The 13771-nt window shown below is 38.4% G+C and carries 9 protein-coding genes; 3 read left to right on the forward strand and 6 right to left on the reverse strand.

Features of this window, described 5'->3' with window-relative positions:
- Positions 1-67 precede the first annotated feature (67 nt).
- The 4 genes from JOC48_RS02835 to gabT all read right to left on the reverse strand — a co-directional run bounded on the left by JOC48_RS02835 (position 68) and on the right by gabT (position 5381).
- On the reverse strand, positions 68-1324 hold the full coding sequence (locus tag JOC48_RS02835; RefSeq protein ID WP_204497532.1) for an NAD-dependent epimerase/dehydratase family protein: 1257 nt from the start codon (positions 1322-1324) through the stop codon (positions 68-70).
- Positions 1325-1672: 348 nt separating this feature from the next.
- Positions 1673-2320, reverse strand: a complete 648-nt coding sequence (locus JOC48_RS02840; protein WP_204497533.1) for a YczE/YyaS/YitT family protein — start codon at positions 2318-2320, stop codon at positions 1673-1675.
- A 351-nt stretch (positions 2321-2671) separates the two neighbouring features.
- On the reverse strand, positions 2672-4069 hold the full coding sequence (locus JOC48_RS02845; RefSeq protein WP_204497534.1) for an NAD-dependent succinate-semialdehyde dehydrogenase: 1398 nt from the start codon (positions 4067-4069) through the stop codon (positions 2672-2674).
- A complete protein-coding gene (gene gabT / locus JOC48_RS02850; RefSeq protein ID WP_204497535.1) occupies positions 4053-5381 on the reverse strand; it encodes a 4-aminobutyrate--2-oxoglutarate transaminase in 1329 nt (442 codons plus the stop codon). The genes JOC48_RS02845 and gabT overlap by 17 nt, the downstream gene beginning before the upstream one ends.
- A 106-nt stretch (positions 5382-5487) precedes the next feature.
- On the opposite strand from gabT, the gene gabR reads away from it, so the two are divergent.
- The 3 genes from gabR to JOC48_RS02865 all read left to right on the forward strand — a co-directional run bounded on the left by gabR (position 5488) and on the right by JOC48_RS02865 (position 9600).
- Entirely contained in the window at positions 5488-6906 is a 1419-nt protein-coding gene (gene gabR, locus JOC48_RS02855) for a MocR-like transcriptional regulator GabR (RefSeq protein ID WP_204497536.1), read from the forward strand.
- A gap of 312 nt (positions 6907-7218) precedes the next feature.
- Complete coding sequence (locus JOC48_RS02860) at positions 7219-8019, forward strand: carbon-nitrogen hydrolase family protein (protein WP_204497537.1); 801 nt, start codon at positions 7219-7221, stop codon at positions 8017-8019.
- A gap of 228 nt (positions 8020-8247) precedes the next feature.
- Positions 8248-9600, forward strand: coding sequence for an APC family permease (locus JOC48_RS02865; RefSeq protein ID WP_204497538.1), 1353 nt, complete (start codon positions 8248-8250; stop codon positions 9598-9600).
- Between the two features lie 209 nt (positions 9601-9809).
- Here JOC48_RS02865 and JOC48_RS02870 read toward each other — a convergent pair whose 3' ends face one another.
- Positions 9810-11189 carry a S41 family peptidase gene (locus JOC48_RS02870; RefSeq protein ID WP_204497539.1) on the reverse strand — a complete coding sequence of 460 codons (1380 nt, stop codon included), beginning with the start codon at positions 11187-11189 and terminating at the stop codon, positions 9810-9812.
- 132 nt (positions 11190-11321) lie between these two features.
- Positions 11322-13475 (reverse strand): choice-of-anchor I family protein, encoded by a 2154-nt coding sequence (locus tag JOC48_RS02875; protein ID WP_204497540.1) that lies wholly within the window; start codon positions 13473-13475, stop codon positions 11322-11324.
- Positions 13476-13771 lie beyond the last annotated feature (296 nt).

Below are 13771 nucleotides of genomic sequence, written 5' to 3' on the forward strand. Positions count from 1 at the left end.
TCATTCTCCAACCACAACCAAAGTGTCCACCACACGCGGACAAATGTCCACAGAGGGGGTCAGACCCCTACACCCCTTTGCCAGTAGCTATGTTCTTTGTTGTTTGGTCTATGGTGCCTGGTTTTTGTTCTTTTGTCCATGTGCTTTTGGCTGGTATTTTTGAATAATCTACGCGATCTACATATTTTTTTGCTATATTAGTAACTTCTTGTAGTAGTCCTTCATCTAAGGTGATTGGTTCTAAACCTTTGGATAAGAAGAGATCATTTTTAACATGCAGGTCGTTTTCAGCAGCCTCTTTACGCGGATTGGACACGTATGCAATCTCGGCATCTGCAAGTTCACTGACACGCTTAGCCAGGTTATTCACACGGTGCGTTTCGGTCATTTGATTAAAAATCATCACCTTTTCCTCACGAGTTGGCGGATTCTCAATCGCTAACTGAACACAACGTACGGTATCTTGAATATGAATAAACGCTCGAGTTTGTCCGCCGGTTCCATGAACAGTAATTGGATGCCCCACTGCTGCTTGCATTAAGAAGCGATTCAATACAGTCCCATAATCACCATCGTAATCGAAGCGATTAATAAGTCTTTCGTCAAGCTTTGTTTCTCTTGTATTCGTTCCCCAAACAATTCCTTGATGAAGATCAGTAATTCTGACATTATCATTCTTGTTATAGTACTGGAAAAGCAGTTGATCTTGTGACTTTGTCATGTGATAAACAGACCCAGGATTAGTAGGATACAGGATTTGTTGCCCGACCCAATCGCCTGCCTCCGTCTGAACTTCTACATCAAGATAGCCCTCGGGAATCTTCATTCCAGCAGTTCCATAACCATACACGCCCATTGTTCCTAAATGGACAAGATGAATATCTAGACCAGACTCCACAATGGCACATAATACATTATGAGTCGCGTTTATATTGTTATTTACGGTATAGCGCTTATGTTTTGGAGTTTTCATAGAATATGGAGCAGAACGCTGCTCAGCAAAGTGTACAATAACATCAGGTTGAACATCCTGAATAACTTGTAGTACATCATCATAATTTTCCGCTATATCAATATTATAAAATCCAATCTTTTTTTCTGTAATTTCCTCCCAAGCTCTTAATCTAGTACCCATTGGCTGAATAGGAGTTAACGATTCTGCTTCTAATTCATTATCAATATTACGTCGTGATAGATTATCGATAATGACAACTTCATGGCCTAAATTGGACAGATGAAGACTTGTAGGCCAACCACAGAATCCATCCCCGCCTAGGACAATAATTTTCTTGTTTGACTTCAAATCTTTATTGTTTATGTTCAATTTTTACACCCTTTATCAGTTATTTCTATAGGAGAATATATAGATAAAATTTTATACGGAATGTTACTTTATTACAGTATAACTTTTCTAATAAGATAAAGACAAAGTAATAGTAGCATTTAGTTTTTGGTATTTAAAGTAAAATCTGCTTTACATTTTTCACATCCCACAAATTCACTAGAAAAATAGGCCAGCCCCTCTTGAAGGATTGCGCCTGATAGAAGAAAATGAGTAAGGGATTAACTCGGTTTGCTCCAAATCTATCAAAAAATATCATGATCAATGTTTGGATTAGAATGCATGATTTTGTTCATTCCACCTTTTCTATGATGTCTCCTATCCGGGATATCAAGATACCTTCTGACCGACCATTTTTCTAGGATTCACAGCAGTATTTTGCTCTTTCACCCATTTGTTGCAAAGGAGGTAGGCCCATTGAAAGACAGGACTCATAATAAATGTAAAGATAAAAGTAAAAATAAAAACGGGACCGCCGAGAATAAGCCCTATCCCGAGCACGGTGCTCTCCAAAATAATACGTGTCTTTCGAATAGACATCCGGGACCTTTCTGAAATAGCAAGAATAAATCCATCTCTTGGCCCAGCTCCGAAATTAGCAGCTGTATACATCCCAGCTGCAAAACCCATGAAAATAACCGCAAGTATAATTAATAATATATCTACAATTCCATTTGGGGAATAAGGGAATATATCCAGAAATAAAAAGAAATCTACAATAGGTCCAACTAACAGCACATTCAAAAATGTACCTATTTTTATGTACGATCGATTTAATCCCAATGTAAATAAAAGCAAAAATAATCCAATTAATACATTCCAAGTTCCAATCGTAAGACCAAATTTTTCGGTCAATGCAATATATAATACGTCCCATGGATGAATTCCCAAGTGTTGAACTTGTATAGCAACGGCAATGCCATAGCTAACAATAATAAGTCCTCCAAGAAGTAAAATCATCTGCTTGTAAAAATTCATACATTTCTCCTACCCAACAGTAATTTACCAACTCTACTATTATAAACCTTACCCCTTAATATTTGTAGGGGTTTTTATATGGGAGGGGTCAGACCCCTATTGTCAAATAATGGGAATTATGTATATTTTCAATGGGAAAGGAAGAAAACAGAGTGGCAGTAACCACTCGTTAACATAACTGCAGACCGCATAAAGAGCGACTGGGCAAGTATTAACGAAAAAAATAACCGTCACACCCACGGCCTGGGGAGACGGTTATTTTTTTGGTTTAAGAAGATGACAATGCTCCCCCCGGAAACTGTCCTCCCAGCGAGGACAAATGTCCACGGGCGGGGGCAGACCCCTTTGCATTTATTGGTCATAGTTTCCTATTGATAGGTATTTTGTTTCTAGGTATGGGTCTATTCCTTCGCTGCCGCCTTCACGGCCGATTCCGCTTTCTTTCATTCCGCCGAATGGAACATGCGCCCCAGAAGGAGCCCCGTCATTCCACCCTATTATTCCGAAATTTAAATGCTCGTAAAGGTATGTTCCTACTTTATAGTCATTCGTAAAGAAGTATGCAGCAAGTCCATATGGTGTATTGTTTGCAATATCGACTGCCTCAGTGATTTCCTTAAAACTAACAATAGGAAGAACCGGGCCAAATGTTTCCTCTTCCATGATGGTCATACGCTCATCTACATTCTTTAAAATAGTGGGATGGACAAAATAGTAACCTTGTTCTTCATTCGCATCGTATTCATTTCCTGCAAGAACTTCAGCTCCTTTATCTATCGCATCCTTTACCTGTCCAACAATTTTACGATATCCTTTTTCATTAATGATTGGACCGATATCAGTAGCGCTGTCCAAACCATTACCGACTGTTAATGCCTTGACTGCTTTCGTTAATTTTTCGGTAAAAGCATCCATGATATTCTCATTCACTAGCACACGGTTTGCACATACGCATGTTTGTCCGGCATTTCTAAATTTAGAAAGAATCGTTTGCGTAACAGCAACATCCAAATCAGCATCTTCTGCGACAATTAAAGGTGCATGCCCGCCTAATTCCATCGTAACGTGTTTGATAGAATCTGCACTATTCCGGATAAGCGTTTTTCCTACAGGAGTCGAACCTGTAAATGTGATTTTTCGAACATGCTCACTATCCGTAAATAATGAACCGACTTCTGGTCCATTGCCATTTACATATTGAATAGCATCCTGTGGAATTCCCACCTCATGTGCTAATTTAATCAAACGCATCGTTGTTAGTGGTGTCTCTTCTGCAGGCTTAATAATAAAGGTGCATCCTGCTGCTAAAGCAGGAGCCGCCTTTCTTGTCATCATCGCTGCTGGAAAGTTCCACGGAGTAATTGCTGCAACCAATCCAATCGGCTGACGACTAACAATAATACGTTTTGATTCAGAGGAAGCAGGAATTGTACGACCATAAATTCGTGTCGCTTCTTCTGCATACCAATCGATGTAACTCGTAGCATAGTCAACTTCTCCGATTGATTCTTTTAATGGCTTCCCATTTTCCAAGGTCATAACTTTTGCTATTTCTTCTTTGTGCTTCTGAATGATTCGTGACCAATCTTTCAAAAGCTTTGACCGTGTATGAGCATTTACTTTGGACCATTTTTTAAATGCAAGATGTCCTTTTTCTAGTGCTTGTTTAATTTCTTCATTTGAATGAACCTTTACTTCTTTTAGCAATTCACCTGTAGCAGGGTTGTGAACTTTAATAGGAGTTGACATGTCCTATCACCATCCTTTGTTGTTGTTCAAAAGCTTGTTCTAGAATAGCTAGCCCTTTAGATAGTTCTTCATCAGTGATGACTAGGGGTGCTAAAAAACGAATAACATTTCCATTTAAGCCAGCCGAGAGTAATAAAAGGCCATTTTCGTTTGCGTATTTCGTTATCTCACCCGTTATCTTTTTATCTGGTGCTTTGTCTATTCGATTGCTAACGATTTCTACCGCAACCATCGCTCCCATACGACGAACTTCACCAATAAACGCATATTGTTCTGCGAATTTATGAAGCTTCGTCTCTATTTTTTGGCCAAGGATTTCTGCTTTTTCAAGTAACTGTTCTTCCTTTATAACATCAATTACCGTTAAGGCAGCTGCACACGCGACCGGGTTACCTGCGAACGTACCGCCCAATTCCCCTGGATCAGCAGCATTTAAGATTTCTTTTCTGCCGACAACTCCGCTTAATGGTAAACCAGCAGCCAATGATTTGGAGACAGTTATTAAATCAGGAACTACCCCGAAATGTTCCATCGCGAAAAATTTTCCTGTACGACCAAACCCTGTTTGAATTTCATCCGCTACAAAAACAATCCCATGTTCCTTACAGAATGAGTCTACAAACTGAACAAACCGCTTTGGAGGAATAACAAAGCCACCCTCCCCTTGGATAGGTTCCATTACCACACAGGCAACCATTTCTGGCGCTACTGTAGCTATAAAAAATTCCTTGAATTCTTCAATCATTTGATCGATATATTCTTCTTCTGATTGGTTATCCGATTTACGATAAAGATACGGATAAGGGGCTTGATATACTTCAGGCGCAAACGGTCCAAATCCAAATTTATACGGTTTTACTTTACTGGTCATTCCCATCGTTAAATTTGTTCTACCATGGAATCCACGCGTAAAGGTTACAACTGCTGGTCTCTTTGTAAACCGTCGGGACACTTTGACAGCATTCTCAACAGCTTCTGCTCCTGAATTAAAGAGAATCGCTTGCTTATCGAAGGTACCAGGAGTAATTTCGCATAATTTTTCCGCTAGATTAATATAACCTTCATACATCATTACGTTAAAGCCAGGATGAAGAAAGCTACTAATCTGTTTATTTACCGCCTCCGTTATTTTAGGATGACTATGGCCTACATTCAATGTACCAATTGCACCCGCAAAGTCAATCCATTCCTTTTGATCCATATCTGTAATCGTAGCACCGGAAGCATGTTGTGCAACATTTAAGTTACTATTACTAACACCTCGAGGTACATATTTTTTTCGTTTAGCTTGTAAGTTTTCTGTTTTCGACATCGCTGAACCCTCCACTTATAATATATAGACTATTATGTGAATGAATTGGTACAATGAAAAGTGCCAGTTTTGATTTTTATTAGGGACCAGATGGAAGGAGTATCCAATGATTTTTTTACAATTAGATAAAACAGGTCAAGCAAAGTATATATACCAACAGATTTACGCAGAAATTAAAACATCTATCTTGCAAGGGAAAATTGCAGTCAATGAAAAATTACCTTCAAAAAGAGCATTGGCAGACCAATTACAAGTCAGTATTAATTCGGTTTCAAACGCTTATGGACAACTTTTAGCAGAAGGATATATCTATACGATTCAGAGAAAAGGTTATTTTGTTGAAAATATTAACCAGTTTACGGACCGACATGAATTAGCAACTCCTCCTTTACCAGATGATTTAAAGGAAAATTATCATAGCAAAGAAGGTTGGTTGTCTCTGTCCCATATGACGGTTGATATTTCTATGTTTCCCTTTAAAAAGTGGGTGAAGTGTCAAAATGAAGCAATTAAAAACCATAAACAAGAGCTTTCCGAAATCACCCATCCACAAGGACCGTATATTGTCAGGAAAACTATTTCACGTATGATAGCTTTAACTCGTGGTACGACTTGTGATCCAGAGCAAATTATTATTGGCGGAGGGACCCAACCTTTAATACGCCAATTAATGTCACTACAACAAGAATCTATTAAAGTCGGCATTGAAAATCCAGGATATTCTCGAATCCACTCTTTACTGAAAGATATGGAGTTTCATGTATCACCTATTAATCTAGATGAAAAAGGGATAGATATAAAAAAAATAGAATCAGTTAATCCAAATATTTTATTTATTACACCATCCCATCAGTTTCCCACTGGAATCATCATGCCAATTTCAAGACGTATAGAGCTCTTGAACTGGGCTGCTCTTTCTAATGATCGATACATTGTGGAAGATGATTATGACAGTGAATTTAAATATGGAACAGACAATATCCCGTCTTTACAAAGTCTGGATCGAAGTCAACGGATTATTTATACTGGAACATTCTCAAAAACACTATTACCTAGTTTAAGAATAAGTTATATGGTTCTCCCACCAAAACTATTAAGAGCGTATCGTCAAAATTATTCCAACTATATCCATGGAAGTAATTCACTCAGTTTATTTACACTTCATTATTTTATTGAAAGTGGCGAATATGAGAGACATATCAAAAGAATGAATCATCATTATGAAATGAAAAGAAAGCTTTTAATTCATCAACTAAAAGAGGCTTTCGAGGACGAGGTTGATATTCTAGATATACCTGCTGGCCTACACTTTTTTGCTCACTTTAAAACAAATAAAAGGTATGAGGATATTAACGAAAGAGCAAAGCAAGAAAAATTAGAAATTTACTCAATCGAGCGTTTTACACTAATAAGCAAATATCAATATGATAAAAATGGCATTAGCCTCATTATTGGATTTGCAGCCATTCAAAAGGAGGATATACCTGATGCTGCGGAAAGGCTACGTCGAATCATAAAGCAATAGGTTATACTAGGTAAAAATACCATTATATGTTAAGTTCACTCACATTTTAAGAGAGATTTTAAAACCTTTACACGGCTTAGAGCCCCCATGGAAACGCCTCTTGCAACATCTGGTACCAGGGAATAGGCCGAACTGGTACTTTTAGTCAAACCAATAAATTGTCATAATACTCAATATATAAAGAAGCAGTTACAAATTAAATGCGCTACTTTGCTTTTCGAGAAACAAACGTTTCCGTTGAATAATCAGACCATAACAACATTGTGAAGTGAACCTACTATGCGCATTATTTAATGAGAAAGGTGAAAAAACATGAACATATCATTAGCGCAATTCAGTCCTAAGCTTAAAGACAAAGAAATGAATCTAGAAACAATCAAATCACAAATGGAGGTGGCAAAAAAACAATATACAAATCTTATTGTTTTTCCGGAGATGTCATTAACGGGATACTTACTAAAAGATTCTGTAACCGAATACGCCGAAGATACAAATGGTCCCAGCCTTAGAAGAGTTAAAGAATACTGTAGAGACATTGGAATAGATACGATTATTTCATTTCCAGAAAAAGACGGGAAAAACTACTATATAACTGCTATCTACATAGATAGTAATGGAGAGATACTAGGAAAATATAGGAAAACACATTTATTTGATACCGAATCCAACTATTTTACACCAGGAAATGACTACCCAGTATTTGATACAAAATGGGGAAAAGTCGGTATCATGATATGTTATGACCTCGAATTTCCAGAGGTTGCTAGGCTATTGCGTCTTAAGGGAGCAGATATCATTTTTATCCCTACTGCAAACATGAAGCCATACGAAAAATACCAGGAAATATATCTCAAAAGTAGAGCGATGGAGAATGAAATACCAATCGCCATCTGCAATCGAATTGGTCAAGAAGAAGAATTGGAGTTTTTTGGACAAAGCATGGTTGTCGATCATGAAGGTGAAGAATACGTTCATTTGAATGAAACGGAATGCCTGCTAACGTGTGAAATTTCGTTATCCAATAAACGAGACCCTAAGTTGCAATATATAAACAACATCAATCGCACGATTTATAAACAGTTAAAAGAGGATGTTGAAAAAGTCAACAAATGATAATCGACGCATCGCTTCGTTGGCCGTTCTTCCGGTTCTCATGCAGCAAGCAGTATCAGGGGAGCTTCTACTAAGAACGTGCACGTCCTGTACAAAACGTAGAAGTCAGCACATCCTATGCAAGTCCGGTTTTTAGATGACTTCGACGACTTGGCCTGCCTGCTTCGATCGTTACCGACTTTTAGAAAACGCACGAAAAGAAAGGAAAAAAACAGAGGGGGATATGTAATGTCAACTCAAAATATTTCATTAAATCGTACATTAACTTTATCAGCAGTTGTGTTATTTGGACTAGCGTACATGACGCCAATGATTGTCTTTGGAACCTTTGGTGTTCTTGCAGAAACAACAAACGGCCTGGTTCCGACCGCCTACATCGTTGGGCTATCAGCCATGTTATTCACCGCATACAGCTACGGCAGAATGGTTAAAGCTTTTCCTGCTTCTGGGTCCGCTTATACTTATACAAGGAAAGCAATCGGATCACGCATCGGTTTTATGATTGGCTGGACGATTCTTTTAGATTATTTATTTTTACCAATGGTTATTTGGTTGATCGGAGCAGTATATTTAAATTCAGCGTTTCCTGCCGTTCCTATTTGGACGTGGATTCTTATTTTCATTGCCATTACCACTGCGATTAATTTAATAGGGATCAATTCAACCAAAAATGTTAATTATATTTTAATGCTATTTCAAATATTAGTAATAGGAATCTTTATCGTCTTATCCATTGTTAATGTCTTACATGGAATGGGAACTGGAACACTGTTATCATTTGCACCCTTTTATCAAGCAGACGTTCCTTTTTCATTAGTCATTGCTGGTGCTGCAATAGCCTGTTATTCGTTTTTAGGGTTTGATGCTGTTTCTACACTTTCAGAAGAGACCGTAGAGCCGGAAAAAACACTCCCGAGAGCCATTTTTCTTATTACACTTATAGGCGGCGCCATCTTTGTCGGGTCTTCGTTTATTATTCAATTAGTTCAACCAAACTATGAAGCATTCATTAATGCAGATTCAGCAGCTCTAGAAATTGCTCAACAAATTGGCGGGAATTTATTTAGTGCTATTTTCCTAGCAGGATTGATTATTGCACAGTTCACTTCTGGATTGTCTGCACAAACAAGTGCTGCACGTTTAATTTATGCAATGGGCAGAGACTCAGTCCTCCCTAAAAAATTATTTGGGTTTATCCACCCAAAATCAAGAACTCCTGTTATCAATATTATGATTATCGGGATCATTGGATTCCTTGCGATATTTTTAGATATCACGACGTCAACTTCCTTTATAAATTTTGGCGCGTTCATCACTTTTATTTTTGTTAATTTATCCGTTATTTTTCACTATTATATTAAGGAAAAGAAACGACAAGGCAAAGATGTGCTCTTGTACTTAATCTTGCCATTAATCGGAGCTTGTCTAGATATGGCCCTTTTTGTAAATTTAGATAAAAATGCTCTTATTCTAGGATCAGTTTGGGTAGCCCTTGGTTTTTGTTATTTGTTATATATCACGAAAGCATTTTCAAAAGCAACACCGCAAATGGAAGGACAAAATGATAATATTGCAGTATAAAAATACCAAGTGGCAGTAACCACCCGGTAACATACAGCAGACCGCATAAAGAGCGGCTGACCAAGTATTAACTAAAGAAATAACCGTCATACCCACGGCCTGGGTAGACGGTTATTTCTCTTTGCTTGAGTAGATGACAATGCTCCCCCCCGAAACTGTCCTCCCAGCAAGGACAAATGTCCACGGGCGGGGTCAGACCCCTTTTACCGTTATTTTCCAACGGTGACTTTAACGATGGTTCCTTTGGCATTGGTTTTTCCATTTGTGCTTTCCCATCCTGGGTGAATGAGTAATAGATATTGTTCTCCTTTTATCAAGGGTTCTTTAGGGGTTACCTCAATCTTCTTATTTTCTGTTTTAGAAAAAGTTACCGGAACTTGTTCCCCTCCTAAATGAATGAATTCTATTTTTCTATCACGAAAGGAATCAACGTTTATTGCTGTTGAAAATTCAACCGTAAATACTTTATTCGTTGGTACATTTTCCACAGCATTTAACTGTTTGTAAGAAGAATAGTTCGTATGAAACCATGCCAAATGTGCATCTGCTAACGGTGTTTCCGTTTTGACATCTGGAGAAATCCCGACTTGATCAATCACACGATGATTCGGGGTATAAAATCTTGCTGTTGTAAGCTTTAAATAACCCCCACTCGAAAGCTGGAAAATATTTTGCATAACCCCTTTTCCATATGTTGTACTTCCATATACGAAAGCATTATTGGTATCCTGGAGGGCACCAGCCAATATCTCTGCTGCGCTGGCACTATATTCATTTACCAGCAAGTCAACCTGATCTTCAAATTGAAATTCCTGCCGAATAGATGGCAGCTGTTCTAGGTTATCTTTTGTTTCTTCAATCAGGGTTATATTGGCATTCGGAAACATTCCTACCACTTGTTGCGCCACATGCAGATATCCACCACTATTATTACGAACATCGAGTATCCAATGATCCACAGCGCTGTAATTATTGAGCTCCTCTAGCATGTGGTCGATTGTGTAATCATTAAATTTATTCATTCTCATATATCCAACATTTCCGGCTAATTTCTTTGCCAAAATTGTTGGTAAGGTTACATTTTTTCTTTCTAACGTTTTCTTCATATACGTATCTGTTGATGGTCGGTAAAAAGTTATTTCAACCTTTGTTCCCTCTTGTCCTGTGACTCTTTCAATTACTTGTTCTAATGTCATTCCGGAGACTGCTTTTCCATCGACAGAAATAATCTGATCGTTTGATTGAACACCAGCTGCTTCTGCTGAACTACCAGGGAACACCTGTGTAATCATTATCTTTTCGTCGGTGTTTTCTATACCAACACCAATACCAACATATGTATTGTTAAGCGTATTTATAAACGCTTGGAATTCTTCCTTCGAATAGTAGTCCGAATATTGATCAAGATGAGTAAGAATTTCCTCAATTGTAGATTCATTGATAACATCTTCGCTGACAGAATCCACATAATATTGGTCGACAAGGGAACGTACATCATCAATTGGTGTACTGGCTTGGGTCGGCACTATCCCCATAAATATAAAAATAAATATCGCTATTAAACTCACAATCTTTTTTCTATAATCCAAAGTATTCACTCCTAGAAAGTCATTAATAAGATTGTAAAGTTTAAAAGAAAGTGCGTCAATAACGGACAAGACCCCCACTGTCCTCCACACACGGACAAATGTCCACAGAGGGGGTCAGACCCCTTTTTCACGTTAACGTGCTTGGTAGATTAAGGTAGCGAGTGCACCACGTGAAATCTCTTCTTTTGGACGGAAGTCTGTTACTTGATTTGTAAGTCCAAGGTTAGCTAGAATCTGAACATTTTCTTTATGGGACGGACTAACATTTTCCAAATAAATCGATACGTCTTCTGCAGCTTGCCCATCTAAATCGAAGGCAAGTACTAGAATCGTAGCCACTTGTTCTCGTGTAATTGACACATTCGGATTGAACGCATTGCCATCACCTCGGAACACTCCCGCTTCTGTTACAGCAGCAATTTCTTTTGCATACATCGATTCGCTATTAACATCATTATATTTTTCTAGCACACCTTCAACATCAGATGGCGCTTCAAGTTCCAAAGCGTTAAACAGCATCGCTGCAACATGTTGTCGTTCTACACTATCCCATTGACCAAAGGATCCATCTTCAAGTCCTTTGACGATGTTTTGCTCCGTCAAAGTTTTAATCGCTTCGTAATGATCATCACCTGGTTTCACATCACTAAATCCAGCAAATTTTCCACCGAACTCATATACAGCTACTGTCCCGGATATTTCATGTGTCGCTGCTAGTAACGCACGACCAGTTGGGCTCTCACTTGCTGATATAAACTGTAATCCTTCTGGTGATACGTCTCCTTTTACATCTTCACTAAAATCACGGCTGGATATAAGCGTTACAAATTCAGGGCTCAACGGGTTAGTCAAATCGTAAATCATAATTCCGCTAAAGCGTTCTAAAGCAACAAAGGCATAGTTTGTTCCATTAACTTTCCCACTGACTACTGTCTCTGGTTCAGGACCTTTTCCATCACTTCGACCGTCATATTCCAATTCATCATTATTCGTGTTGAAATGCTCTGGCATGGCTTCAGCTATAATACTTTCAAAATCACTTCCACTGTCATACACAAGCTCCATCGATTCCGCATCAAAAATGGAAAAGCTACGACCTCCATAAGAATGTAAGGATTCATAAATGCCCTCTTCATTTTTTCCATTTTCCAATGTAATATCGTTTTTTTCTAATTCATCAAGCAACCCATTTGCTACTTTCTGATCCAACTCTTCCTGCGTATATCCTTGATAGTGATCCGCATTAAGCTGGATTTGATCTTTAATATCTCCTATACTTCCTTCTTCAGAGTATCCATCATAATCACGAGCATCCCCCTCGTTCGGTGTTAAAATATAGGTTTTGCCACCTGCAGTAAATGTATCAATCGCATCAGGCATATAAAAACCCAAGAGTGGCTGCTTTTCAATGTTTGTTTCTTGATTGTCTTTTGCATCCAGTTCATTTCCAGGTATAGAGTGATCTTTCATTCCAAGGCCTTTTACATGCAAAATTTCCTCATTAAATAGATCAACCGTCGCGATTGCATTATTTTCTTGCATGGAGATAAAAGCCTTCGTGTTATTCACAGAGACATATTCTGGCTCAAGCTGTTGTAGAGTTGATCCCTCTGAATCGGTCCGAACTTTTTCATCTAAATCTACACCATCGAAGGTTAACGTGTTTGCTGTGAAATCTGCTGGTTCCCCTGAGACATCAATAATCGAAATAGAACCTTCAGGGTCAACGGAATAATCATCACTTGGCTCACCTTCATTTGCTACAATTGCTTTCGAACCGTCTGGAGTAAAAGTCACCATGTCCGGTAAAGACCCAACTTGAACATGCGTCACATACTCTCCCGCTTTGGTGGCAAATACGATATAACCAGCGTCTGTCTTTGGATTACTAACAGCGGAAATGGCAATCAGGTCCTTCGTTGGATGGGAAGCAATACTAGTAATATCATCTACATTCTCCAGTCCAAAATCTGATAGAAAAATTCTTTCACTAGATGTTATTTCCGTAAATTGATTAGACTGCAACGCTTCAAAAGATAAAATATCAAAGCCTCCAACCGCGCCATTGGTTACAAATGCAAGTTTACGATCTGCATCATAAGCCATGATTTCTGTTCCACCTTCTCCTTGTCCACTATCATACTGACCAATCTGTGTTACTTGTAGGTTTTCCCCTTCATATTGAAATAGCGGTGGCTGTTCAGCCAAAGCAGGGAAAGGCACTGTCATGGTTAAAATCACGGCAGCAGCTACACCAGTTAATAATTCCCTATGAATCTTCATCATTACCGAACCTCCCAAATTTTTCTACACTTAGTCATTGTACACAGGGATTATTAACTGATAGATAAAATAGTATAAATATTCTGTAAATTAAATCCATTTATGATATGGAGCAGACGCATATACCTATCAGAGACGAACCCGCACTGCCGCTGAAGCTAGTCTTCATTTGACACCTGTCCTCCATACACGGACAAATGTCCACAGAGGGGGTCAGACCCCTTTAGCTAGATTCGTTTCCATATTTATGAAATAATTAAGTTTGGGGGTAGTACGTTTGTTGGGGTTATGTGGATTTA

Source organism: Aquibacillus albus, from assembly GCF_016908325.1.
In the GTDB taxonomy this organism is placed as follows: Bacteria; Bacillota; Bacilli; order Bacillales; family Amphibacillaceae; genus Aquibacillus_A; species Aquibacillus_A albus.